Annotated in this window: 23 protein-coding genes; 22 read left to right on the plus strand and 1 reads right to left on the minus strand. The window is 61.1% G+C overall.

Features of this window, described 5'->3' with window-relative positions:
- The first annotated feature begins 3 nt into the window (after positions 1–3).
- From H586_RS21155 to H586_RS0117195, 10 genes are all read left to right on the plus strand, one after another.
- A complete protein-coding gene (locus H586_RS21155) occupies positions 4–768 on the plus strand; it encodes a CatB-related O-acetyltransferase (protein WP_051364089.1) in 765 nt (254 codons plus the stop codon).
- A gap of 3 nt (positions 769–771) precedes the next feature.
- On the plus strand, positions 772–4,242 hold the full coding sequence (locus H586_RS20315) for a DegT/DnrJ/EryC1/StrS family aminotransferase (protein ID WP_051364090.1): 3,471 nt from the start codon (positions 772–774) through the stop codon (positions 4,240–4,242).
- 41 nt (positions 4,243–4,283) lie between these two features.
- Complete coding sequence (rfbF, locus tag H586_RS0117160) at positions 4,284–5,075, plus strand: glucose-1-phosphate cytidylyltransferase (protein ID WP_027182629.1); 792 nt, start codon at positions 4,284–4,286, stop codon at positions 5,073–5,075.
- Positions 5,065–6,171: a CDP-glucose 4,6-dehydratase gene (gene rfbG, locus H586_RS0117165; RefSeq protein WP_011369358.1), complete on the plus strand. Its 1,107-nt coding sequence runs from the start codon at positions 5,065–5,067 to the stop codon at positions 6,169–6,171. Before rfbF ends, rfbG begins: the two co-directional genes overlap by 11 nt.
- Positions 6,165–6,677 (plus strand): dTDP-4-dehydrorhamnose 3,5-epimerase family protein, encoded by a 513-nt coding sequence (locus H586_RS19745; RefSeq protein WP_049753969.1) that lies wholly within the window; start codon positions 6,165–6,167, stop codon positions 6,675–6,677. Before rfbG ends, H586_RS19745 begins: the two co-directional genes overlap by 7 nt.
- Positions 6,678–6,711: 34 nt before the next feature.
- Positions 6,712–7,866: a DegT/DnrJ/EryC1/StrS family aminotransferase gene (locus H586_RS0117175; RefSeq protein WP_011369360.1), complete on the plus strand. Its 1,155-nt coding sequence runs from the start codon at positions 6,712–6,714 to the stop codon at positions 7,864–7,866.
- Positions 7,866–8,849 carry a glycosyltransferase family 2 protein gene (locus H586_RS0117180; protein ID WP_034619677.1) on the plus strand — a complete coding sequence of 328 codons (984 nt, stop codon included), beginning with the start codon at positions 7,866–7,868 and terminating at the stop codon, positions 8,847–8,849. Before H586_RS0117175 ends, H586_RS0117180 begins: the two co-directional genes overlap by 1 nt.
- 36 nt (positions 8,850–8,885) lie before the next feature.
- Positions 8,886–11,054: an STT3 domain-containing protein gene (locus H586_RS0117185; protein ID WP_027182631.1), complete on the plus strand. Its 2,169-nt coding sequence runs from the start codon at positions 8,886–8,888 to the stop codon at positions 11,052–11,054.
- 91 nt (positions 11,055–11,145) lie between these two features.
- Complete coding sequence (locus H586_RS0117190) at positions 11,146–11,631, plus strand: YbaY family lipoprotein (protein WP_011369363.1); 486 nt, start codon at positions 11,146–11,148, stop codon at positions 11,629–11,631.
- The gene (locus H586_RS0117195) at positions 11,628–12,221 is read left to right on the plus strand and encodes a DNA-3-methyladenine glycosylase I (RefSeq protein ID WP_027182633.1); all 594 of its coding nucleotides are present in this window, start codon (positions 11,628–11,630) and stop codon (positions 12,219–12,221) included. The genes H586_RS0117190 and H586_RS0117195 overlap by 4 nt, the downstream gene beginning before the upstream one ends.
- 114 nt (positions 12,222–12,335) lie before the next feature.
- Here the strand turns inward: H586_RS0117195 and H586_RS0117200 are convergent, their stop codons facing one another.
- A complete protein-coding gene (locus H586_RS0117200; RefSeq protein WP_234702991.1) occupies positions 12,336–13,262 on the minus strand; it encodes an AraC family transcriptional regulator in 927 nt (308 codons plus the stop codon).
- Positions 13,263–13,416: 154 nt separating this feature from the next.
- On the opposite strand from H586_RS0117200, the gene H586_RS0117205 reads away from it, so the two are divergent.
- From H586_RS0117205 to H586_RS0117260, 12 genes are all read left to right on the plus strand, one after another.
- Positions 13,417–13,968, plus strand: a complete 552-nt coding sequence (locus tag H586_RS0117205; protein ID WP_011369366.1) for a glycine cleavage system transcriptional repressor — start codon at positions 13,417–13,419, stop codon at positions 13,966–13,968.
- A gap of 26 nt (positions 13,969–13,994) precedes the next feature.
- Positions 13,995–15,365, plus strand: coding sequence for a PFL family protein (locus H586_RS0117210; RefSeq protein ID WP_011369367.1), 1,371 nt, complete (start codon positions 13,995–13,997; stop codon positions 15,363–15,365).
- Positions 15,366–15,434: 69 nt separating this feature from the next.
- A complete protein-coding gene (locus H586_RS0117215) occupies positions 15,435–15,773 on the plus strand; it encodes a tRNA-binding protein (protein WP_011369368.1) in 339 nt (112 codons plus the stop codon).
- A gap of 659 nt (positions 15,774–16,432) precedes the next feature.
- A complete protein-coding gene (tmcD, locus tag H586_RS0117220) occupies positions 16,433–17,683 on the plus strand; it encodes an electron transfer complex subunit TmcD (protein WP_011369369.1) in 1,251 nt (416 codons plus the stop codon).
- A 14-nt stretch (positions 17,684–17,697) separates the two neighbouring features.
- On the plus strand, positions 17,698–18,357 hold the full coding sequence (tmcC, locus tag H586_RS0117225) for a TmcC family electron transfer complex membrane anchor subunit (RefSeq protein WP_027182635.1): 660 nt from the start codon (positions 17,698–17,700) through the stop codon (positions 18,355–18,357).
- A 20-nt stretch (positions 18,358–18,377) separates the two neighbouring features.
- Positions 18,378–19,697 carry an electron transfer complex ferredoxin TmcB gene (tmcB, locus tag H586_RS0117230; protein ID WP_011369371.1) on the plus strand — a complete coding sequence of 440 codons (1,320 nt, stop codon included), beginning with the start codon at positions 18,378–18,380 and terminating at the stop codon, positions 19,695–19,697.
- Positions 19,698–19,717: 20 nt separating this feature from the next.
- Positions 19,718–20,104 (plus strand): acidic tetraheme cytochrome c3 TmcA, encoded by a 387-nt coding sequence (gene tmcA / locus H586_RS0117235; RefSeq protein ID WP_011369372.1) that lies wholly within the window; start codon positions 19,718–19,720, stop codon positions 20,102–20,104.
- A 13-nt stretch (positions 20,105–20,117) separates the two neighbouring features.
- Positions 20,118–20,660, plus strand: coding sequence for a hypothetical protein (locus tag H586_RS0117240; RefSeq protein WP_011369373.1), 543 nt, complete (start codon positions 20,118–20,120; stop codon positions 20,658–20,660).
- Between the two features lie 3 nt (positions 20,661–20,663).
- Complete coding sequence (locus tag H586_RS0117245; protein ID WP_027182636.1) at positions 20,664–21,587, plus strand: universal stress protein; 924 nt, start codon at positions 20,664–20,666, stop codon at positions 21,585–21,587.
- Positions 21,588–21,607: 20 nt separating this feature from the next.
- The gene (locus H586_RS19750) at positions 21,608–22,069 is read left to right on the plus strand and encodes a response regulator (protein ID WP_011369375.1); all 462 of its coding nucleotides are present in this window, start codon (positions 21,608–21,610) and stop codon (positions 22,067–22,069) included.
- On the plus strand, positions 22,044–22,439 hold the full coding sequence (gene divK / locus H586_RS0117255) for a DVU0259 family response regulator domain-containing protein (RefSeq protein WP_011369376.1): 396 nt from the start codon (positions 22,044–22,046) through the stop codon (positions 22,437–22,439). Before H586_RS19750 ends, divK begins: the two co-directional genes overlap by 26 nt.
- Positions 22,440–22,538: 99 nt before the next feature.
- Positions 22,539–24,500: a hybrid sensor histidine kinase/response regulator gene (locus H586_RS0117260; protein ID WP_011369377.1), complete on the plus strand. Its 1,962-nt coding sequence runs from the start codon at positions 22,539–22,541 to the stop codon at positions 24,498–24,500.
- Positions 24,501–24,569: the final 69 nt, after the last annotated feature.

Here is a 24,569-nt window from a genome sequence, read left to right on the forward strand (position 1 = left end):
GCCATGACCAGCGCAGAACAGCCTGCCATGAACAGCGGCGGCCAGACCGGCTGCAACCATATTCATCCCGCGGCCACGGTGGCACAGGGCTGCGAAATTGCGGGCAGCGTCATGCACGAACACGCCCGGCTGAAAAAAAACGCCGAACTGCGCGACTCGGTACTGGGTGCCTACAGCTATCTTTCTGCCGGTTCCATGGCCGTTGCCGCCGACATCGGCAGGTTCACCTCCGTGGGCCCCGGCGCATATATCGGACTGTGGGAACATGACACCTTCACCACCACCCACACCTTTTACCTGTATGAATCCAGCGGCGGGTTCTGCAAAGGCTGGCGCAACTTCAGCCGCGACAGCATAAGAACGGTCATCGGGTCAGACGTGTGGATAGGAGCCAATGCCGTCATCCGCAAGGGCGTCACCGTGGGCCACGGGGCCGTCATAGGCGCTTCGGCCGTGGTGACCCGCGATGTACCGCCCTTTGCCGTGGTGACAGGCGTACCGGCGCATGTACACAGGTACCGCTTTGACGCCGCCACCCGCAGCCTGCTGCTGCGCACGCGCTGGTGGGACCTGCCGCGGGAGACAATACAGGACATGGTGGACAAAGAAGTCTGGTACGATATCAATGACCTTGTGGCATATCTGCGGACTCTGCCCGACATGCAGGCCGAACAGATGGACGGACAGGCGGCCGGACAAATGGACGGACAGGCGGAGACCCCGCAAGACCGACAGGCCCCGCAGCAAAAGCACCGTTCACGGAAATGAGCTATGACATCCCCTACGACCGAAGCAAAAAGAACCGCGCTGCGCCGGAGACTGAGCGAGCTTTCCACCCGTTTCTGCAACGACGAGGTATTGCTGGCTAATCCGGTGCTGGCCAAAAACACCTTCTACGCCGACCTGCTTGCGTCCCTTGACTGGGATGACGCAGCCGTGCACATGCCGCAACGTACCAGATGGCTCCAGATGGCCCGGTATGCATTGCGCAGCACCGTGTGGCTGGCCAGCCTTGCCGTCAATACTCTTGTCACCCGCCTGTGCTGGCGTTCCGGCCCCGCGCAGGAACACGCCGTAAACGGCCTGAACCGCAACACCGCAGCGGAACAGGCCGGACCGCGGCCGCTGGTACTCATCGACACGTTTTTCCACATGAAGCGCATCGTCCGCAACGGCAGATTCAACGAAGTGTACCTGCCCGGACTAGGCGACGCACTGGAAGAGGCCGGCGTGGAATATGCCTACCTGCCGCGCGTCTGCGAAGGGGAGAACCCGCTGGTGTTCTACCGGGCTCTCAGGGTGCTGCAGCAGCAACGTGTTCCCGTCATTCTGGACACACAGCTGTTCACCGTTGCCGACCTGCTGCGCATAGGACTGGCCGCCATTCGCGCACCCTTTGCCCTGCGGCGCGTTCTGCAGGCCGTGGCCGCGCCGCAGCCGCCTGCCGCCACAGGCACTTCTGCCCATCAGGCTCTGGCCAGATGGAGCGATGACGCACCACATGGCACCCCGTCATACGAAAAACCATACGGAAGTGATGACATTCCGTCATTGGAAGAACCACGGGAAACAACACACCCCGCAGGCAGTCAGCCGCCCTTTGACCGCACCTTCATAGACCGGCGCATCAGCCGTGCGCTGTGGGCGGCCATGCACGACGTCACGGCGCGCTATTACGCACGCGGCATCACCGGCCGCAGGCTGGGAACGGTAACAGACTCAGGCGGCGCGGGTGCAGCGCGGGCCCTCACCGTGGTTTCATGGTACGAAAACCAGCAAACGGAAAAACTGCTGTTCCGCGGCATACGCCGTGCGGGCATCGCGTGCCGCATTGCAGGCGCGCAGCTGCTTGTGGTGCCTCCGGAGCAGATGAACATGCAGCCGGACATGGCCGAAGAACCATTGCAGGTGCTGCCCGACACCATCCTGACGCTGGGGCCGCATGCGCTGGCTGCAGACACCACCGGCAGAGCGGCCGCAGGCGCCGCCCTGCGCTACCGCCATCTGTTCGCCCCTCAGGCGCAGCGGGCATGCCCCGCCAGAGACGTCCTGATTCTGCTGTCCATTTCCGAAGCAGAAAACCGTTCACTGCTGCGCCGCCTGCGCTCAATCCCGTTGCCGCTGCCTCCGGATGCGGCGCTGCTGGTCAAATTTCATCCTGACACCGACCCCGCCGCCTATGCACACCTGCTGCCCAGAGGCAGCCTGACCATAGGCGGCACCATGCCCGAGGCACTCAGCCGGGCAAGGCTGGTCATAGGCACCGGTTCCGGTTCGCTGGCCGAAGCCGCATGCCGCGGCATACCTGTCATTGCGGCTTCCATGGGCGGCAGCGGCGCGCTCAACTACATGCCGGAACCCGGCAGAAACACCATCTGGTTTCCCGCCGGCAGCACACAGGATATTCTGGACCACGCCCGCCGTCTGCTGGGCATGAACCGGCAGCAGCTGGACGCGTTGAAACACAGCGGAACCGCAATGCGGGATACGGTCTTTTTCAACCCTTCGCCGGAACGCATTCTTGCCATGCTGGGACTGGCAGACGACTGCTGGTCCGGAGCAGGGCCGGAACAGGCACAGGAATACATCCGCCACAGGCAAAGCACCCGTGAGGAAGACACCTGTACGTCTCCGGCCGCGGCCGCACATACCCCGCAGCAACGGCTGCTGCAGGCGGTACACGCCGGTCCTCACGGTGCCGCATACGCAGACGCCCTGGCCGCGCTGCCTGTGCCGCGGTATCCGGCTGAAATCAGGAGGCTTGTGCCGTCGCGGGCGGGCCGGACGGCCGCTTCGCTGCGCCGTATGCTGCGCCAGCTGCTGCAACCGCACTGCTTCGGATTCATCACCGGCGCACCGGCGGCCCCCGCCGCAGTGGTACCGCAGCCGGACTGCGTCGGCGACACGCGCAAGGCTGTGGCGGAATATGAAGAAGCGTTCACACGGTTCATCGAACGCCCTTTATGCATCGACGATGCGCCGCCCGCAGAGGACGCCGCAGCAACCTGCCGCGCAGCGTGTTCCCTGCCGTGCACCTCGCAATGCTCACTGCCCGACCAGCACGATGCCGGACACACCGGCACGGGCGGGTCTGTCAGCTTTGCCGCCGCACGCATGGGCCTTTACGCCCTGCTGAAAGCTTCCGGAGTGGGAGCAGGTGACGAGGTGATACTCACCGCCTTCACCTGCGCCGTCATGGCCGATGCAGTGCTGCGCACCGGTGCCACCCCCGTATACACCGATGTGGATCCGGTAACGCTGGGCACCTGCCCGCAGGCGGTGGAACGCGCCCTCACAGACCGCACCAGAGCAGTGGTTGCCCAGCATAGTTTCGGTATTCCCTGCCGGATAGAAGACATCGCCCTGATAACCCGATCACGCGGGGTGCTGCTCATTGAAGATTGCGCCCTGACGCTGGGATCGCGGCTGCACGGCCGCACCGCAGGCACCTTGGGCGATGCAGCGATTTTCTCCACAGACCACACAAAACCGCTCAACACGCTTATCGGGGGCGTGGTATACACCCGCAACACTGCACTGTACGACGCGGTGGCCCGCATGGCGCAATCCGCGCCCGAACTGGAAGAGGCGCACCAGATGAGGCTGTGGAAGCAGCTGCTTTTTGAAACACGGTACCATGATCCGGCCCGTTACGGACGCTACCCCGCCGCGGCGCTGCTGCGGCGGCTGTACGGCCGCATGACCGGCAGCGGGCCGGTGCTGCTTACGGCGGATTCCCCCGCAGCCGGCGGCGCCGGGCGTCATACGCATCCTTATGCCTATCCGGCGCGCATGCCTGCCTTTCTGGCACGCGGCGGCACGGCCGCGCTGCGCTGCGCCGCAGCGGCCGAAACACAGCGCAGGGTCATGCTGCAGGGCTATCTGGATGCCGTGGCCGACACGCCGCTGGCAGACTATGTGCCGGCAGCCTATTACGATGCCGACCGCTACATAGTGCCGCACCGGTTTGTCATGCCCGTGCCGCGTGCGGAAAAACTGCTGGCAGCCATGGAACACCGCGTGGACACCGCATGGACATGGTTCCGCGAGCCGGTGGTCTGCGCTCCCGCAGGGCTTGCCTCGGCAGGGTATGTACGCGGTGAATGCCCTGTTTCCGAAACTGTCTGCGCGCACATCGTCAACTGGCCTGTGGACGTACCACCGCAGTATGCCGGAGAATTGCTCGAATTTTTCCGCTCCGCCGTCCGGCGGCACGCGGCACACCATACCGGGCAGCCTTAACAGCCGGCTGCAAACAGCAGAACAACCGCAAGGATACTCGCATGAAAGTCATCATCATGTGCGGCGGCAAAGGAACCCGCCTGCGCGAAGAAACGGGAACACGCCCCAAGCCCATGCTGGACATCGGCGGACGCCCCATTCTGTGGCACATCATGGATATATACGCCCGGCAGGGCTTCAAGGACTTCATCCTGCCGCTGGGTTACAAAGGCGACATGATCAAGCAGTATTTCTGGGAATACAAAATACGCAACTCCGATTTCACCATAGATCTTGCCTCCGGCAACATGACCACACACAACAGCTGCCCCACCGACTGGCGCGTAACCATGTGCGACACCGGACAGGACACCATGAAGGGCGCACGCATCAGTCAGGTGGCGCACCACATTGACACGCAGCGTTTCATGGTGACCTACGGCGACGGTGTGGCCGACATTGATCTGCACGCCCTGCTGGATTTCCATATCCGTTCAGGCAACACGGGCACATTCACGGGAGTGCGCATGCCTTCGCGCTTCGGGGCCGTGCAGACTGACGAGCAGGGCAACATTCTGTCATGGCAGGAAAAACCTGTGCTCAACGAATACATCAACTGCGGCTTTTTCGTCTTTGAACGCGAGTTTCTGGACTACCTTTCCGATGATCCGTCCTGCGACCTTGAAAAAGAACCGCTTGAGCGTCTTGCCGCAGAAGGCAGACTGGGCATGTACCCCCATGACGGCTTCTGGCATTGCATGGACACCCTGCGCGACTATAACGACCTGAACGCCATGTGGAACAGCGGCAGCGCACCGTGGGCCGCAGCAGCAGGAGGCGCCGATGTTTGCTGATGTCTACGAAGGCGCCCGCGTTCTGGTGACAGGACATACCGGATTCAAAGGTTCGTGGCTCACTGCGTGGCTGCTGGAACTGGGCGCCACGGTGGCAGGGTTTGCCGACGGCGTTCCCACCAGTCCCTCGGGGTACGCGGCCATGGGGCTGGAAAACCGCATAACCACCTACACGGGCGATATCCGCGACAGAGACGCCGTGCAGGCGGCTTTTGCCGATTTCCGTCCGCAATTTGTCTTTCATATGGCGGCACAGGCGCTTGTACGCCGCTCATACAGAGAACCGGCAGCCACGTTTGCCACCAACGCCATGGGCACACTGAACGTCATGGAAGCCGTACGCACCACGCCGGAGGTCCGCGTGGTGGTAAGCATTACCAGCGACAAGTGCTACCGCAATGACGAATGGGTGTGGGGCTACCGCGAAACAGACCACCTCGGGGGCGACGACCCGTACAGCGCGTCAAAAGCCTGTGCGGAAATTGTAGCCCATTCGTATATAACCTCGTTTTTCACATCCGGCCCGCGCTGTGCAACGGTGCGTGCAGGCAATGTCATAGGCGGGGGAGACTGGGCCGAAGACCGCATCGTGCCCGACTGCGCGCGGGCATGGGCCGCCGGTGAACCTGTCATAATCCGCAATCCTTCCGCAACCAGACCGTGGCAGCATGTGCTCGAACCGCTGTCAGGGTATCTGTGGCTGGGGGCCGGACTGGCGGCAGAATCAGCAGCTACGGCCGAAAACCCGCTGCACGGTCAGGCATTCAACTTCGGGCCGCCGGCAGAGGTTATCCGTACTGTAGGCGACGTGGTGGGCGAACTGGGCGCACATTGGCCGGGATTTACCGCCCGGCTGGGCACGCCGCCCGCGCACGAGGCGGAATGCACCCTGCTCAAGCTGTGCTGCGACAAGGCGCTGGCGCGGCTGGGCTGGCGCGCTGTGCTGCGCCACGAAGAAACCGTGCGCTTTACGGCCGAGTGGTATAATGCCTTTTATTCCGGCGCATCGGGTGATATGTCCGCTTTCACCACCGGCCAGATAGCGGAATATGTCCGCAAGGCCCGACAGGGAGGATTGCCGTGGACATCATGCTGAACACCGCAGATATAAGCGCAGCAGCCATACTGCTGCCCGTGGAGGGGGCGCAGCTTTCCGAGCTGCGTCAGATACCGGCTGAAGGCGGCCCCGTGCTGCACATGCTGCGTCTGGATTCTCCCCAGTTTTCACAGTTCGGGGAAATATATTTTTCCGAAGTGCTGCCCCGCCGCGTAAAAGCGTGGAAACGGCACAGCCTCATGACTCAGCTGTTCGCCGTTCCCGTGGGCTGCATTCATGTTGTTCTGTACGACGGCAGAGAAAAATCGCCCACCAGCGGAAGGCTGGCACAGGTCACGCTGGGCAGACCGGACAACTACCGCCTGCTGCGCATCCCGCCGCAGGTCTGGTACGGGTTTGCCGCCACAGGCGACACTCCGGCACTGGTGGCCAACTGCACAGACATTCCGCACAGACAGGGAGAATCGGAACGCGCCCCGCAGGACGCGCCGTTCATTCCTTTCAGCTGGGCCGGAGCAGACCTTTCCGGCACGCCGGTCATGTAACGGCGGCTCCGGCCGCATCAGTCAGGATAACAGCATGAGCGATTCCAACCGTCACAACGCCCCGTTGCGCCTTTCCCGTTCCGTGGTGGGCAGGGAGGAGGCCGAGGCCGTCACCCGCATCATCATGGAAGAAGGCTATCTGGGCATGGGGGCCGAGGTTCAGCGCCTTGAAGCGGAAATTGCCGCCTATCTGGGTGTGGCTGCCGCCAATGTAAGCTGCGTGAACACCGGCACCGCCGCGTTGCACCTTGCCGTGCAGGCTGCCGTGCCGCAGGGCGGCGAGGTGCTGGTCCAGTCCGTCACCTATGTGGCTTCTTTTCAGGCCATACGCGCCGCCGGAGCGGTTCCCGTGGCCTGCGAGGCTCTGCCCGCAAGCGTGACCATTGATCTGGACGACGCCGCCCGCCGTCTGACGCCGCGCACCAGAGCCATCATGCCGGTGCACTATGCAGGCTATGCGGGAGATCTGGATGCCGTATACGCCTTTGCGGACAGACACGGGCTGCGCGTCATCGAAGACGCCGCCCATGCTTTCGGCAGCAGCCACAGAGGACGGCTCATCGGGTCATTCGGCGATATTGTGTGCTTCAGCTTTGACGGTATCAAAAACATCACCTGCGGCGAAGGCGGCGCCATTGTCAGCGCAGACCCCGCCGTTAACGCCGCGGTAAAAGACGCCCGGCTGCTGGGGGTCGAACGGGACACGGAAAAACGGTTCGCCGGTCAGCGCAGCTGGAATTTTGATGTGACGGCGCAAGGCTGGCGGTATCATATGAGCAACATCATGGCCGCCATCGGCAGAGTGCAGCTGCGCCGCCTGCCGCAGGAGTTCGCTCCGGCCCGCCGCAGACTGAGCGCCCTGTACAGGGAACTGCTGCAGGATACCCCCGGGGTGGCCCTGCTGGAGACCGATGCCGAAGGCACGGTGCCGCACATCATGGCCGTGCGCATCACCGACGGCCGCCGCGACACCCTGCGCGGACTGCTGGACGGCGAAGGCCTGACCACAGGTCTGCATTACCGCCCCAACCACCTGCACACCCTGTTCGGAGGCGCAAGCCGGTCGCTGCCCGTCAGTGAACGGCTGGAAAAGGAACTGCTCACCCTGCCGCTGCATCCGGCCCTTTCCGAGGACGACGTACGCGCCGTATGCACGCGGCTGCGCACATTCATGCAGGAGAACCGCTGATGCAGCCTGATTCCGCCGCTGCTCCCGCCGTCAGCATCATCATGAACTGCCTGAACTGCAGCGTCCATCTGTCTGCGGCGCTGGACAGCGTGCTGGCGCAGACCTTCTCCGACTGGGAGGTCATATTCTGGGACAACGGTTCTTCGGACGGCAGCCATCATCTGGTGGAACGGCTTGGTGACAGCCGCATGCGCATTTTCCGGAACACGGCAACCGTACCGCTGGGCATGGCCCGCAATCTGGCCATCGCACAGGCGCGGGGCAGTTTTATCGCCTTTCTGGACTGTGACGACCTGTGGGAACCGGACAAACTGGCGATGCAGCTTGAACGCATGCACGCTGACCCGCAGACAGGTCTGGTGTGCACCGATACACAGCAGTTCACAGGGAACGGCCACCCGCTGAACAGGATATTCGCCCTTACCCCGCCCCGACGGGGCCATGTGTTTGCCGAACTGCTACGCGGATACTGGATAAGCATGTCGTCCGCCATGGTCCGCCGCAGCGCGCTGGAATCGGTGGCGGGTACGGACCGCGCCCCCGACGGCACTCTGCTGTATTTCGATCCGCGTTTTTCCATATGCGAAGAAGCCGACCTTTTTTTACGCATAGCCTGGGCGCACAAGCTTGATCATGTGGACAGCCCGCTGACGCGCTGGCGTGTGCATCAGAACAGCACGACTTTTGAAAAATTTGAACTGGCTGCGGAAGAAACCCGCATGATGTGCGACAAGTTCACCCGCCTGCTGCCAGCATTTGCCACGCAGTACCGGGCGGAAGCCGACCTGCTGCATACGCAGGCGGCATTCCGCGAAGCAGTGGGGCACTGGAAATCAGGCAATGCCGTCCGGGCGCGCAACGCGCTGCGCGGCCGCGTCAATTCCATGAAAACCGCCGCCATGTGGACGCTGACATTCCTGCCTGCGGGGCTTTACCGCCATGCCGCGGCAGCTTATATGCGCATGGCGCGTTTTTTCAGATAGTCTGACGCCACAACCTCCGCACCACGGGAGCCGCCCTTGACCATCCTTCACGTCTCCGCATCCCCTGCCGCAGGCCGCAAGCAGCTGGTCGTGCTGTGTACTGCCGCCTATTGCATAGCGCTGGGGGTACGGCTGCTGGAACTGCCCGGCTGGAGCGCCTATGACGCTCTGTACAAAGGTGAACACCTGCTGGCCACGCATGATGCCTATCACTGGCTGGCCGCGGCAACGGGATTTGAATTCGACCAGCAGCACCCGCTGGCCCGTATGCTGGCTTTTCTCCATTCACTCACCGGCATTGCCTGCGGCAATCTGGCCTTTTATCTGCCCGCCGTCATGGCCTGCCTTGTGGCACCGCTCATGGTCGGCTGGGGCGCCGCGCTGGGCATGCCTCTGGCCGGATTCACCGCGGGACTGCTTACGGCATGCGCCCCCGGACTGATGACCAGAACAGGGCTGGGTTATTACGATACCGACCTGCTCATTTCCGGAGCTCTCATCGTCAACACGCTGGTGCCTGCCCTCTGGCTGCGCAACAGCCTGCACAACCCGCTGCGGACCATCAGCGCCGCACTGCGCCGCTCCTCCGCCGCAGAGCAGCCCGCCCCCCCGCCGGCTGCGGAAAGCACCGGCCCGGTATGGTTCGCCGTATTGCTCTGCTGCGGGCTGTTTGTGTACTGGCAGCCGGCCATCCACAACATGTTCAACCTGATGGGCAAAGCCTTTCCGGGCATCGCCCTTGTGCTTGCCGCCCTGCTGGGACGCCGTGCCGCCATGCGCCGCACGGCGGAGGGGTTGCTCATATACATATTCTGCGCTCTTGCCGGTCCCGCCGGCGCCGGGGCAGCCATGCTGCTGTGGCTTGCCGGCCGTAAAAATCCCCGCTCGCTGGACAGGCTGTACACGGGCAGGCGCGCCCTGTTTGCGGCGCTTGTGCTGCTGGCGGCCGCCACTGCGCTTGAGCCTGCCGGTCTCAACTACATGCGCAGCGCCATCAAAGGCTATTCCGGTGAAAAAAGCGCCGTGGTGGCCCATACCCTGAGTTATCCTTCCGTGGTGGGCAGCATCATCGAAGCACAGAAACTCTCCTTCGACGCGTTCCTCACCAGCGTTCACGGCTGGACATGGCTTGCCGCGGGCGGACTTGCACTCTTTTTTCTGCTTATGCTTGCAGAACCCGTGACCGCTCTGCTGCTGCCTCTGGCGGCCATGGGACTGGGCAGTGTGGCGCTGGGTGCGCGTTTTGCCATGTTCGCGGCTCCGTGTTTTGCACTGGGCACAGCGTGGGCTCTGCATCTTGCCGTTCACGGTGCGGCCCGTCTGGCACACCGCAACGCGGCGCAGCCGCTGCCGACGCCGTACAGGCGCGCCGCCATGCTGTGTTCGGTGGCAGCCGCATGCATCATGTGCTGGCCTTCGGCACAGCTTGCCGCCGCGCTGGCGCAAGGTCCCATCATTTCCACCCGTCAGGTGGAAGCGCTGGACTTCATCCGCGGCAACACGCCGGAAGACTCCATGCTGTGGTACTGGTGGGACTGGGGGTACGCCGCACAATATTACGCCAGACGCACCACCGTGGCAGACGGAGCGCGCCACTCCAACCAGCGCATCTACGCCCCTGCCGCGGTGCTGACCACCGACGTGCCCCGCTTTGCCAACCAGCTCATCAAATACGTGGCCGGTGCGCAGCCTCCCGTTTCCGGCGCATTTGCCGGACTTGATGCCGGTCAGACCATGGAGAAGCTGCACTCTTTCTATCTGCGCGAGACACAGCCGTCCCCGCCGCAGAAACAGTACCTCATCGTTTCCGCGGAACAGCTGCGGCTGGGAGCATGGATCAGCCGCTTCGGCACATGGGATTTCAACACCCGGCAGTGGGAAGAGACAACGGTGCTGGCCATCGACCGTCCGGTGCAGTACAGCCCGCAGAAAGGCCTGTTCCTCATAAAGGGGCTTGATCCCATGCAGGCGGAATCCCTGACCGTGTTTGAGGGTACCCGGGTTGTCAATCACCAGTATCCGCATTTCAGCGGCAGACATTTTGTCATCGACAAGGATCAGGGGATGATTCTGGTCGTGGACAGGACCGTATACAACAGCATGGCACTGCAGCTGCTTGTCAACGACGGTTCCAACGAGGATATCAGCCGGTACTTCCGGCTTGTGTTCAGCAACGGCAAGACCAAGGTGTACGAAGTGCTGTAGCCGGACGGGAGCTTTTTCCGGCGCCGCGCATATGGTATATATTTACACGGCACACGCCGTGTGCCTGTACTCTTTGCAAGGGAGAATGACCATGGCCACATCACTGCCCGCTGCCCTGCCCGCAGCACTGGCGGCCCTGCGCAGCCGAGTCCGCACCGCCATATGCGCCGCAATGCTTTGCGCCGCGGCCCTGCTGCTGACGGCTTGTGCCGCCGCACAGAAGACGGAGACCCCCGCGCCTGACAATCTCGGAACAGTCAGCGGCACCGTGCTGTACAGAGAACGCATCATACTGCCGCCGGATGCGGAACTGACCGTACGGCTGCTTGATGTTTCGCGTGCCGATGCTCCCGCACAGGCGCTCGGAGTGCAGACCATGGCCCTTGCCGGTCCGCCGCCGTATGCATTCCGCGTGGCCTATGACCCGCAAAGCATCGACCCCCGCCACAGCTATGCGGTGGCAGCAGAAATCCGCTCCGGCGGCAGGCTGCTGTTCATCACCGACACGCGGCATGCAGTGCTCACGCGGGGCGCTGCCGGTACGGCGCAGCTTGTGCTGAAGGCGGTCGGCCCATGAATGCGCCTGCGCACGATACGCGCTGCCCGTGGGCCAGAACACCGGAGGAAACAGCGTACCATGACCACGAGTGGGGCGTTCCGGTACGCGACGACCGCAGACATTTCGAGTTTCTTGTACTGGAAGGGGCGCAGGCAGGATTGAGCTGGCTGACAGTCCTGCGCAGGCGCGAAGGCTACCGCAGCGCATTTGCCGGATTCGATCCCGCAGCCGTGGCGGCTTTTGACGAATCGCGCATGGCCGCCCTGCAGCAGGATACGCGCATCATCCGCAACAGGCTGAAAATAGCCTCGGCGGTGCGCAACGCCCGTGCCTTTCTCAGAGTGCAGGAAGAATTCGGCTCGTATGACAGCTACATATGGCGGTTTACCGGGGGACGTCCCGTACAGAACCAATGGCGGAGCATAGAAGAGGTACCCGCCACCACTCCGCTGTCCGACCGCATAAGCAGGGACATGAAGCAACGCGGCTTCAATTTTGTGGGCAGCACCATTGTGTATGCGCTCATGCAGGCGACCGGAATGGTCAACGACCATCTGGTCACATGCCCCCGCCATGCCCCCGTGCGTGCGCTGGGCGAAGGCATGTGAGCTGCCCCCAGACCAACCCCTGACCAACCCCTGACCAGCCCCAGCCCCCCCCTGACCAGCCGTAAAAAAGCCCGCGGCAGAACCGCGGGCATATTCTGTTCACAGCCGCCGCCCTCAGCGCGGCATCAGCGGCATGCGGATTTCCGTCAGCAACTCCTGTTCCGGCGTTGATGTGCAGTCATTAAGATACACCTCGACACTGGGCGCTGCGCGGAATTCTCTGCCGGAACGGCCGCCCCATTGCCCGCACAACGCGGCATAGGCATTGGTCAGCCCTGTGTAGGGGCCTTTCCACACGGCGCATACATATTCGCCGCCTTCCACCTCGCGTATGGCCACAGGATGCTCAGCCTGCACATTATCCGGCACCGATATGCAGGCATCGTAACGGATTTTATCCGGTGCGGTCACTTCGGGGTCATCGTAGCAGATGCCCATAAACTGTGTCTGTGCCGTCACCAGCCCTTGCGGAAACGCCCAGTCGCACAGGGTTTTCCAGGCAGCCTCGCATTGCGCATACGGGCCGGTGTGTCTGACAAAGGCCACCCGGACAGGAGCCAGAACCTTCACTTCAGGCTCCAGCCCCAGACTTTCCAACGTGAAACCGGCTACCACTTTGGTCATGGCGGATTCTCCCAGAACTCCGGCGGGAATCATTCCCGCTTTTCGCACATGCCTGCGCAGCGCGGAGGGAGACATGCCGAACTGTGCCCTGAAAGCTCTGCTGAATGCTTCATGCGCTTCGTATCCGGCATCAAAGGCGATGTCGGTCACTGAAGCGCTGCCGTAAGCCAGACGGTGCACCGCCTTTTCCAGCCTCAGCCGCCGTATGTAGGCCATCACCGATTCTCCCGCCACTCCGCGGAATATCCGGTGGAAGTGGTACGGTGAAAAATGAGCCTGCGCGGCCATATCATCAAGACTCACAGCCTCGTTCATATGCTCTTCCAGCCACAGTATGGCCCGCATGATACGCATGCGGTATGTCTCGTGCGCGTGTTCCTGCATAATGCTGTTTCCCTTTGCAGCGGTATACAGCATGCACGGTGCTCCCACATGACTTTTTTTGCGCAATGTCCCCGCGGGACACGGCAGCAGAGCTTACTTCCCCGCGGGGGGCTGCCGCTGCCGCTTGACAGCCGCCGCCCGCCGCTGCACTGTGGCACATCCAATATACAAGGGAGTTTGACCCGACATGAACAAAGTTGTCGTTTCCATCATCGGACGTGACCGCCCCGGCATAGTGAACACCGTGGCGCAGCGTCTGCATGAACTTGACTGCGATATTGTAGAGGTCAGCCAGACCATTCTTGAGGGAGCGTTCGCGGCGCTGTTCATAGCCGGTCTTCCCGAACGCCTCACCGTGGAGGCGCTGCGCGATGCGCTGACCACGCACATGGCATGGCAGGGGCTGGGCTGCTTCATACGCGAACATGAAGCAGGCGCCGGTGCGGCGCAGCAGTCCGACCCGTTTGTTGTCACACTGGACGGCCCCGACAGCAAGGGACTTGTTTCCGGCATCACGGGCGTCATGAGCGGATGCGGCGTAAACATTGAAAACCTGAAGGCCATCAAACGGCAGAATACAGGCAATGCGCTCATCATGTTCGAAATTTCCGTGCCGCATTCTGTAAACAATGCAGAGTTCAGAACCGCGCTGGAACACAAGGCGGCGGAACTGGGTGTGCGCGTAAGTCTGCAACACCGCGATATTTTTGAAGCCATACACCGCGTGCTGCCCGTATAGGCGCATCATACCAGCAAGGATATACAATGCTTACCGATCGCGAAGTAATCAGCACGCTGGACATGCTCCGCAACGAGCATCTGGACGTGCGCACCGTAACGCTGGGCATCAGCCTGTTCGACTGCGCCAGCGACAATTTCGACCGTTTCGCCACCCGCGTGCAGGACAAAATCAGCCGCTATGCAGAGCATCTGGTGGCCACCTGCGACGAAGTGGGCGAAAAATACGGCATACCCGTTGTGAACAAGCGCATCAGCATAAGCCCCATGGCCGTTGTGGGAGCGCCTTTCGGCCCTGACGACATGGTGCGCGCCGCGCAGGTGCTGGACAAGGCTGCCTGCAACGCCGGTGTTGACTTTCTGGGCGGATTCACCGCGCTGGTGGAAAAAGGCATGACCAAAGGCGACAGGGCGCTTATAGACGCCCTGCCCGAAGCCCTGGCCACCACAGGCAGGGTGTGTTCCTCGGTCAACGTGGGGTCTTCGCGCTCCGGCATTAACATGGATGCCGTGGCACTGATGGGCGACACCATAGTGCAGATTGCCGGCCGCACCGCCGACCGTGACGGCATCGGCTGCGCCAAGCTGGTGGTCTTTACCAACATACCGCAGGATGTTCCCTTCATGGCCGGCGCCTATCTTGGCACGGGCGAACCCGATGTGGTCATCAACGTGGGGGTAAGCGGCCCCGGCGTGGTCAAAAAAGCCATAGACCGTGCCATGCAGAGCGGTGACAGGTCTCTGGGCGACATTGCCGAAGTCATCAAGCGTACGGCGTTCAAGGTGACCCGCGTGGGCGAAATCATCGGCCGCGAAGTGGCCGAGCGCCTCGGGGTGCCTTTCGGGGTGGCAGACCTTTCACTGGCCCCCGCGCCGCAGGTGGGTGATTCCGTCGGCGAAATATTCCAGAGCGTCGGCCTTGCTTCCATCGGCGTGCCCGGTTCCACTGCCGTGCTGGCCATGCTCAACGATGCCGTGAAAAAAGGCGGCGCTTTTGCCAGCTCGCACGTGGGCGGCCTTTCCGGCGCGTTCATCCCCGTTTCCGAAGACCTCAACATAGCCGAGGCCGCAGCCACCGGACGGCTGACGCTGGAAAAACTTGAAGCCATGACCAGCGTGTGCTCCGTGGGGCTGGACATGGTAGCCATTCCCGGCGACACCCCCGCGGCCACCATCGCGGCCATCATTGCCGACGAAATGGCCATAGGCATGATCAACAACAAGACCACGGCAGTTCGTATCATACCCGTTCCCGGCAAAAAAGCGGGCGATACGGTCTCCTTCGGGGGACTGCTGGGCGAATCCGCCATCATGCCTGTACCCGGCAGCGGCGGATCGGAAAAATTCATCAGGCTGGGCGGACGGATGCCCGCGCCCATTCACAGCCTCAAAAACTGACACACGATGCAGCGGAGCCGTTACGGCTCCGCTGTTTTGTCATGCCGTATACGCGGCGCGGAGGACAGCATGGAACAGATCTGCTGGAACGACTTTGACAAGGTACAGCTGCGCGCAGGCACCATCCGCCGCGCAGAACCCTTTCCCGAAGCACGCAAACCGGCTTACCGCCTGTGGGTGGATTTCGGCCCTGAAATCGGCACGCTCCGGTCAAGTGCACAGATAACCGCGCACTACACTCCGCAGCAGCTTGAAGGCAGACAGATTGTCGCCGTTGTCAACTTCCCGCCCAAACAGATCGGCCCCTTCATGTCCGAATGCCTTGTTACCGGATTTGCAGACCACGAGGGCGGCATCGTCCTCATCGCGCCGGACGCGCCCGTCCCCGACGGCGCCCGCCTCATGTAATTCCGCCCCTTGGCCCGTCCTTTCCGCGCTTAGCCTCATGCAACGGCACCGCTTTCCGGTCCCGTTGCATTTTCTGTTCATACTGTTTCAATCCGACACTGCAACCAACCTGCGGTGCGCGCCGTGCCCGGCAACGGGGCACACATACACCCCGCCCCGCCTCCGGCTGTGCAGAGGCGCACACCTGCGCCGTGTTACCGGCGGATAAAAGAAACGGCTTAATGCCTGCCCGCCCGCTGCGCCATGCATGCAGATCACCGCCCGCCCGCTGCCGGTCCCGCAACGCTGCATACCTGAAAAAGGTGCCACACCGTAAAACACCCCCTGTTCTAAGAGCTGAAACAAAGCAGCACACAACAAAACACAAAATAACGCCTGCAACGAAAAAGCGTCTTGCAGAAAGCGGAACACATAATTCTATACCAAACAGGTATAGTATGCATTTTTACACACACTATTTACTACCACATTGGTATAAATAAATACTCCACCACTACAGTATAGTTATATAAAATCAAATAAAAGCTTCACAAAATGGTTTTTTATGCTATGTCTACCCAAAAGATAGAGTTATGAAATAACGGAAAAACATCACACCATTAAATCACTCTGCACAACAGCACACGTTCTGCGTGATACGGCGGAAGAAGGAGGCGGACATGCAACTGCCAGACGCATGGGACTGGGAATCGGGAGAGCGCACCATCATGGCCTCGACCGCTCCGCAGGAAGGTCACCTGTGGCAGGAAGAGCTGCAGGCGTCGCCCGACGGCGAGCGTTTTGCCGCTGTGACGGCGCTTGATGAAACCACATTTTCGCTGCGGATCAACGACCAGACACAGGAAGCCACCTACGACAAGATATGGCTGCCCCGCTTTTCGCCGGACGGCAGGCTTACCGCTCTGGTGCAGGAAGACGGCGAATGGACCATGCTGGTGGAAGAAGAGGCATGGCCGGGGCATTACGGCTACCTGTGGAGCACCATGTTCGGCCCTTCCGGCGATATTGCCGCCCCCGCGCAGCAGGACGGTGAATACGGCATGGTGCTGAACGGCACCCCGTGGGAAACCCTGTACGAAAACGCCAACAACTACTGTATAAGCCCCGCCGGCGGCAAGACGGCAGCCGTTGTGCAGACCCGCTCCATGGGACAGGCGGATGTCGCCACGTTTCAGGAAGGCATATACAGCGTGGCTGTAAACGGCGAAGCCTGGCCCGTGAATTTTGTAAACTGCTGGACTCCTGTCTTTTCCGCCGACGGACGCCGCGTGGCGGTGCAGGTCCGCCGCAATCTGCACGACTACACCATCGCGGTGGACGGCACCCCGTGGACAATCAACTACCAGTGCGTCTGGGAACCCTGCTTTCACCCTTCATCGGGCGGTGTGGCGGCTCCCGTGCGTCAGAACGGCATGTGGGGCGTGGCTCTGGACGGACAGATGCTGTGGAAGGCACGCAATGCGCAGTGCTGGAACCTGCGCTACAGTCCGGACGGCAGCCACCTGTGGGCCGTGGTTGCGCCGGAATACGGCATGTTCACCGTCTCTCTGGATGACACTCCCTGGACGTTCCGCGCCCCTGTGGTGACAGATATGGTTCTTTCCCCTTCCGGAGACAGAGCCGCCGCACTGGCCAGCGACAACAACACGCTCTGGCAGGTTGTGGTGGACGGCAAACCGTGGCGCGGCACCTATGACATGGCGTGGCAGCCTGTCTTCAGCCCCGACGGAACCCGCGTGGCGGCACGCGTGGAACGCAACGGGAAATACGTCGTACTGCTGGACGGCGCCCCCGCCGCCGAAGCATTCGACACGGCCTTTGACCCCGTTTTCAGTCCTGACGGCCGCAAACTGCTGCTGCGGGGTGTGCGCAACGGCAAGGCTGTGCGCATCGTAAAGCAACTCCAATAGCAAGGGAGGCAGTCGTGACGGCTTTCTACAACTTTGTTTCGGGGCCGCTTGCATGGGCGGCATGGGCCGTATTCATTGCGGGCAGCGCCTACCGTATTTTTTCCATGGTGCGTCTGGCGCAAAAAAAAGACGGTTCCGCCGTGGCGTACATGAGCTGGAAATACAGCCTGCGCTCCATCATGCACTGGATAATCCCCTTCGGCAGCATCGGCTGGCGCGAAAACCCCGCGGTCACGGTGCTCACATTCATCTTTCACATCTGCTTTTTCGCCGTGGCCATCTTCCTTTCATCGCACGTGGTGCTGTGGGACTATGCCTTCGGCATTGATTTCTGGAGCCTGCCCGACCCCGTGGCGGATATCATGACCCTTGCGGTGCTGGGCATATGCCTGTTTTTTGCCTACCGCAGGCTGTTCAATGCCAATGTGCGCTTTGTCACCCGCCCTGCAGACTGGGTGGCGCTGGGCATCGTGGCGTTGCCGTTTCTCACCGGATTCATGGCCACGCATCTGGTGGGCGACAACCTGATACTGAGCACCCTGCATGTGCTCTCTGGCGAGGCGGTGCTGGTGGCCATCCCGTTCACACGGCTCAGCCATGCGCTGTTCATTCCCTTTACTCGCGCATACATGGGCTCGGAATTTGGCGGCGTACGCCAGTGCCGCGACTGGTAAATCCCTGAGGAGGCTGCAAAATGGGCATTGCCGACCGGAAAATTGAGGACGAAGGGCTGAAGCGCGGCATAGCGGCGCTTACCCCGGACCGCATTCAGAGCGTCATCCAAAGCGTCATTCAGGGCGAAACCGGCGCACGGCTTAAAGTGTATGCCGAAACATGCATGCGTTGCGGCATGTGCGCTCCCGCCTGTCATTACTACCTTTCGCACGACGGCGACCCCAGTTATTCGCCCGTGGGCAAGGTGGAACAGACCATGTGGAAAATCCTGCGCTCGGAAGGCAGGCTCACCCCTGACGATATCTATCTGATGGCGCAGCTGGCCTACACCGAATGCAACCTGTGCCGCCGCTGCACCCACTACTGTCCGGTTGGCATAGACACCGGATACATAATGAGCACCGTGCGCCGCATCTGCCACAGACTGGGTGTCACGCCGCTGTACATTCAGGATACCGCACACAGCCATTCCGGCACCATGAACCAGATGTGGGTCAAAGAAGACGAATGGATAGACAGCCTGCAGTGGCAGGAAGAAGAAGCCCGCGATGAAATACCCACAGTCCGCTTTCCCATAGAAAAAGAAGGGGCGGACATCATGTATTCGGTCATCGCACCGGAGCCTAAATTCCGCACACAGCTCATCTATCAGGCCGGTGTCATTTTTGATCAGGCCGGGGTAAACTGGACGCTGCCCCAGACTCCCGGCTGGGACAACAGCGACATGGCCATGTTTTCAGGTGATTATGAAATAATGGGCAGGGTCAAACGGGCCCACTTTGAAACAGCACAGCGCCTTAAGGTAAAACGTATTGTCATGGGCGAATGCGGCCATGCCTTCAGGTCCATTTACGATGTGGGCAACCGCTGGCTGGGCTGGAAATGGCACCCCGTACCCGTGGTTCATTCCGTGGAGTTTTTCTGGGAGCTGTTCACTCAGGGCAAAATCAAGCTGGCCAAACAGTTTGAAGAGCCTGTGACCATCCACGATCCGTGCAACATCATCCGCGGCCGCGGCCTGACGGAAAAACTGCGCGAGGTGGTCAGCTTCCTGTGTCCCAACGTGGTGGAAATGACCCCCAACCGCGAGCACAACCTGTGCTGCTGTGCGGGCGGCGGAGTCATCAACTGCGGTCCCCCGTTCAAAAACGTACGTGTGGAAGGCAACCGCGCCAAGGCGGAGCAGCTCAAACGCACTGAAGTGGGCGTCATCATAGCCCCCTGCCACAACTGCCACGGCGGGCTGGAAGACATTGTCCATCACTACGAGCTGGGCATGTCGCTCAAATTTCTGGGCGACCTCATCTACGAATGCATGGAAAAGCCCGGCGCCGAATAGGCGCGGTGCAGGGAGGTCATATGCTGCGACGCACGTTCTTTGTCCTCGCCGTGCTGACCGCCGCCGTTTCATACGCGCTGGCGGCCATGCCCGACGGCATCATCACCGTATCAACAAGTGCGCTGGAACCGCTTACACGTCCGGCAGCGGTCTTCGACCACGATGCGCATAACGAAAAAGCCGGTCTCAACGACTGCGCGGTCTGTCATCACGGCGAAGAAGACGGCAAACAGTCGCTGGAAGTAACCAGCGAAGGCGTGCCCTGTGCCGACTGCCACGCCGTGAAAGCGCAGGGCAAACGCACTCCGCTGCGCCGGGCCTACCATCGCCAGTGCATGGGCTGTCATCAGTCCGCGGGCAAAGGCCCAGCCAACTGCGGCGGCTGCCACAAGCCGTGGCCCTCGTAAAGGAAGACTGCACATGCACACCGTCAGCATCAGCACTACAGGGCATCTGCAGCCGCACCAAGGCGGCGCAGCGCAGGACCCGCTGAGCTGGCTGGGCAGTGTGGTCCGGCTGGAAGAAGGAGTAACCTTGCGCAGCGTCATGCAGATGCTGCAACGATACCCTGATCTGGCACGCATAAGTCCTTTTCTGCAGACCGCACTGGCCGAAGTACGCAATGCACCGCAGAACGGATGCCGCACACCGGCATTCGGTCTGCTGCAACTGACACGGACCATAGAGCTGACGGGGTTTCCCGGAAATCCCGCAGTACAGACCTTCACCACCCTGCGGGGCACGGACGGACATGGCGCAACGGAGCACGAGCTGCGGTTCATCCCTCTGGACCGGCTGCTCGATATGCCCCTGACGCTGGGCGGCGTGAAACATACCGTATTTGGCGACAGGCCGGATGTACTGCACTGCGAAACCGCATTCAGCCTGTTCGACGTCATCGAAGGCATAGCCTGGGAGATAGGCTTCCAGGGTGGCTCCCAGCAATGCAGCCTCAGGAGGTAGCATATGTTCAAAAAAATCCTCTTCGCCACTTCTGCTTCTCCGGCCTGTGACAACGCGGCAAAAGTTGCTTTTGATCTGGCGCGGCGCAACGGTGCCAAACTGTATGTGTTCCATGTGATGGGCGTACCCAGCCGCGGCTTCAGCCACATGGTGCGTGACCTTCGCTCCGGCGAAGAAGAACACGCCGACGGCGATTACCGCGACTGGGTGGTGGAAGAACTGCAAAGCACCTACGCCGAACAGATGGAAGGTTTTGAAAAAAACACCAGCATAGAACTGGCTGTAGGGGTGCCGCACACCGAAGTGCTGCGCTTTGCCCGCCAGAATGACGTGGATCTGATTGTCATGGGCGCAAACACGCGTGAAGACGATCCGGGCGCCGCACGCACACGCAGCATCATCGGCAACACCATGCAGCGCGTGGCCCGCGTGGCCCGCTGTCCGGTGCTTATTGTCAACCGTCCCTGCACCACCTGCTGGAACCTGTTCTCGAACATCGTTTTCTGCACAGACTTCTCCAAAGCGGCGGATTCGGCATTCAAGTTTGCCCTGAGCGCCGCCAGAGAAGTGAACGCCCGGCTTTACCTCTTCCATGCGTTCGACATCAATGCGTCACGACTGGGGGTTTTTCCCGGTCAGGCAGAGCTGGAACGCACACTGGAAAAAGCCCACGCCCAGATGCAGGAACGCTACCTGCGCCACATGGGCGACTTTGACAACTATCAGGTCGATATCTGGGAGGGCACTCCCTATGTCGAGATTCTGAAATACGCCAGAGAACGCAAGGCCGACCTTGTGGTCATGGCGCATCACACCAAGGAAGTTAATCCCGACCAGGCCGAAATCGGCAGCACCGTAGAGCAGGTGGTACTGCGCTCGGCGTGTCCGGTGGCCAGCGTGGTGCATCCCGACAAAGTGGCGGCCTAGCCCTTCCGCGGGAGGCGGCCATGCCGCAGAACATTCTTGTTGTAGATGATGAAATGAGCTTCAGGTTTTACCTGAAGACGCTGTTCGAAACGGGCGGCTACACAGTGGAAGCCGCCCGCAACGGCAGCGAAGGGCTGCAAAAGGCCCGCACCAAAAAACCCGACCTTGTGGTGCTGGATGTGATGATGCCCCGCAAGGGTGGACTGGAAATGTACCGGGGCCTGCGTTCTGACCCTGTACTGTGCAATGTGCCGGTCATAATGCTGTCGGCTGTGGGTGCAGGCACTTTTGCCCACGCGCTTGCCATGATAGGCGTGGCGCAGGGGCAGCTGCCGCCGCCGCAGGCATACATGGAAAAACCGCCGTGCCCCGAAAAGCTGCTGAACACTGTCCGCACCGTGCTTGCTTCGCACGAGCAGGACGCAAAGAGGCACAGGGAAGACAAGGAGAGCTGCAATGCCGCACAAGATTCTGATTGTTGACGACGACCCGTATATCGTCAAATATCTTGTGGATATCCTGAGCGACAACGGCTACGCCACGTGCTCCGCCTCTGACGGGGCGGACGCAATGGCCGTGCTGGAGCGCGAAAAACCCGATCTCGTGACGCTGGATCTGGAAATGCCCAACGAGTGGGGGCCGCGCTTTTACCGCAAAATGACCAAGGAACCGGCATTCAAAGATACTCCGGTCATTGTCATCAGCGGGCTTTCCGGCATACATCTGGCCATACGCAATGCCGTTGCATCGCTTAAAAAGCCTTTTGATCCCAACAAACTGCTTGAGATCATTCGGCAGACTCTGGGAGAGCAGGAGCGCTCACAGGCCGCACAGGCCTCCGACGACGAATAGCACGCCGGGACGCGCTCCGCGGGGGGGCGTCCCGACGCAACTGCCGGTCCTGTTCTGCGGAACAGGCCGGAACGCGCTGCTATGCGCCGAGGAGAACCCATGAGCCATTCCATCCTGCTGGTAGATGACGAGGAAGGTATACGCACCGTCCTCGGGCTTTCGCTGGCCGATGCCGGGTACAATGTATCCGTGGCCGCCACCGGAGAAGAGGCCCTGCGACTGTTCGACCAGTCGCGTCCGGACATCATTCTTACAGATATCAAGATGCCCGGACTTTCCGGTCTTGATCTGCTCAAACGCGTCAAAAACATCGCCCCCGATGTGGAAGTCATCATGATCACCGGCCATGGTGACATGCAGCTGGCCATCCAGAGCCTGAAACAGGACGCCACGGACTTCATCACCAAACCCATCAACGACGACGTGCTGGAAATTGCCCTGAACAGGGCTCATGAACGCATCTCCATGCGCAACCAGCTGCGCGAATACACTGAAAACCTGGAAAACAAAGTACGCGAGCAGTCCGCACGACTGGTGGAGGCCGAACGGCAGCTGGCCGCCCAGCAGATGATGGACGGTTTTTCCGTGGGCCTCAAAGCGCTGCTTAACGCCATGGACAGCACGCTGGGCGGCGTGTTCAACGAACTGCCCTGCTTTGTGGCTGTGCACAGCCGCTATCTGGAAATCATCGCCGCAAACGATCTGTACAGAGAAAAACTGGGCAATCTGGTGGGCCACCAGAGCTGGGAAGCCTACTACGGGCGGGATAAAGACAGTAACGGATGCCCCGTGCTGACCGCCATACGCGAAGGACGCGGCAGCCGCACCGAAGAAATGCTGGTGGACAAGACCGGCAAAGGTATTCCCGTGCTGGTGCACACCGCCCCCATTCTCGACAATGACGGCGAAGTGGAACTGGTGCTGGAAATTTCGGTCGATACATCTGAAGCACGCCGGCTGCACGAAGAACTGCGCCTTACCCGCCACCGCTACGGCCAGCTTTTCGACGAAGCCCCCTGCTACATCACCGTTCAGGACAAACAGTTCAGAGTGGTGGAGGCCAACCGCAGGTTCCGTGAAGATTTCGGAGACGCCGTGGGAGGTTTCTGCCACGAAGTATTTGTACACCGCCAGACGCCCTGTACCGGCTGCCCCGTGCAACGCACCTTTAACGACGGCCAGCCGCATCAGTATGAAACCGTGGTCACGTCACGCTCCGGCGAGCAGTACAACGTGCTTGTCTGGACGGCCCCCCTGCGCGATGCCGCAGGCAACATCACGGAAGTGATGGAAATGTCGACCAACATCACGGAGCTGCGCAAGCTGCAGGACAGACTTTCCAACCTCGGCCTGCTGCTCGGTTCAACCGCACACGGCATCAAAGGGCTGCTTACCGCTCTGGACGGGGGCATATACAGGCTGGGTTCCGGGCTGGAACGCAACAATACCGAGCGGGTACACGACAGCTACGAAGATATCAGACACCTGACAGACCGGCTGCGCAAAATGGTGCTCGACCTGCTGTACTATGCAAAAAAACGCGAGCTGAACTGGGAAGTCGTTCTGGCTTCGCATTTCGCTCCTGAAGTGGCCGCACTTGTCAGACCCAAGGCTGAAGCGCAGAAAGTACGCTTTACCATCGAAGTTGCTCCCGATGCAGGAACATTTGAAGCCGATGCCGGCGCACTTTCCTCCGCATTTGTAAACCTGCTGGAAAATGCCGTGGAAGCCTGTACGGCAGACCGGACTCCGGACAAAAAACATGCAGTACACATGGCCGTCAGCGGCCTGCCGGACAGGGTGGAATTCTGTATCACCGACAACGGGGTGGGCATGGACAGAGAAACGCGCGAAAAGCTGTTCACGCTCTTCTTCTCCTCCAAAGGTGCCGCAGGTACCGGCATAGGCCTTTTCGTGGCATCACAGACCGTACAGCAGCACGGGGGCTCCATCTCCGTGGGGTCCGAACCGGGCAAAGGTACAACCTTTGTCATCACACTGCCCCGCACGCTGCCGGATTCCGCCAAGTCAGAACCCCGTCATCCGGCACCCGCCACCTAGACTCCATAACCCCTTCCTGCCCGTCGGAGGCATAAACAATCATATCTGAAGTGCCTCCGGCGGGCAGGG

The organism is Oleidesulfovibrio alaskensis DSM 16109 (assembly GCF_000482745.1).
Lineage (GTDB): Bacteria > Desulfobacterota > Desulfovibrionia > Desulfovibrionales > Desulfovibrionaceae > Oleidesulfovibrio > Oleidesulfovibrio alaskensis.

Coding starts and splice junctions, on each gene's coding strand:
- H586_RS0117195 (WP_027182633.1), top strand. CDS start 11,628: ATGAATGCGCCTGCGCACGATACGCGCTGCCCGTGGGCCAGAACACCG.
- tmcB (WP_011369371.1), top strand. CDS start 18,378: ATGGGCATTGCCGACCGGAAAATTGAGGACGAAGGGCTGAAGCGCGGC.
- H586_RS0117210 (WP_011369367.1), top strand. CDS start 13,995: ATGCTTACCGATCGCGAAGTAATCAGCACGCTGGACATGCTCCGCAAC.
- H586_RS19750 (WP_011369375.1), top strand. CDS start 21,608: ATGCCGCAGAACATTCTTGTTGTAGATGATGAAATGAGCTTCAGGTTT.
- H586_RS21155 (WP_051364089.1), top strand. CDS start 4: ATGACCAGCGCAGAACAGCCTGCCATGAACAGCGGCGGCCAGACCGGC.
- H586_RS0117245 (WP_027182636.1), top strand. CDS start 20,664: ATGTTCAAAAAAATCCTCTTCGCCACTTCTGCTTCTCCGGCCTGTGAC.
- tmcA (WP_011369372.1), top strand. CDS start 19,718: ATGCTGCGACGCACGTTCTTTGTCCTCGCCGTGCTGACCGCCGCCGTT.
- rfbG (WP_011369358.1), top strand. CDS start 5,065: ATGTTTGCTGATGTCTACGAAGGCGCCCGCGTTCTGGTGACAGGACAT.
- tmcD (WP_011369369.1), top strand. CDS start 16,433: ATGCAACTGCCAGACGCATGGGACTGGGAATCGGGAGAGCGCACCATC.
- rfbF (WP_027182629.1), top strand. CDS start 4,284: ATGAAAGTCATCATCATGTGCGGCGGCAAAGGAACCCGCCTGCGCGAA.
- H586_RS0117200 (WP_234702991.1), bottom strand. CDS start 13,262: ATGCTGTATACCGCTGCAAAGGGAAACAGCATTATGCAGGAACACGCG.
- H586_RS0117240 (WP_011369373.1), top strand. CDS start 20,118: ATGCACACCGTCAGCATCAGCACTACAGGGCATCTGCAGCCGCACCAA.
- divK (WP_011369376.1), top strand. CDS start 22,044: ATGCCGCACAAGATTCTGATTGTTGACGACGACCCGTATATCGTCAAA.
- H586_RS0117215 (WP_011369368.1), top strand. CDS start 15,435: ATGGAACAGATCTGCTGGAACGACTTTGACAAGGTACAGCTGCGCGCA.
- H586_RS0117180 (WP_034619677.1), top strand. CDS start 7,866: ATGCAGCCTGATTCCGCCGCTGCTCCCGCCGTCAGCATCATCATGAAC.
- H586_RS0117205 (WP_011369366.1), top strand. CDS start 13,417: ATGAACAAAGTTGTCGTTTCCATCATCGGACGTGACCGCCCCGGCATA.
- H586_RS0117190 (WP_011369363.1), top strand. CDS start 11,146: ATGGCCACATCACTGCCCGCTGCCCTGCCCGCAGCACTGGCGGCCCTG.
- H586_RS0117260 (WP_011369377.1), top strand. CDS start 22,539: ATGAGCCATTCCATCCTGCTGGTAGATGACGAGGAAGGTATACGCACC.
- H586_RS19745 (WP_049753969.1), top strand. CDS start 6,165: ATGCTGAACACCGCAGATATAAGCGCAGCAGCCATACTGCTGCCCGTG.
- H586_RS0117175 (WP_011369360.1), top strand. CDS start 6,712: ATGAGCGATTCCAACCGTCACAACGCCCCGTTGCGCCTTTCCCGTTCC.
- H586_RS20315 (WP_051364090.1), top strand. CDS start 772: ATGACATCCCCTACGACCGAAGCAAAAAGAACCGCGCTGCGCCGGAGA.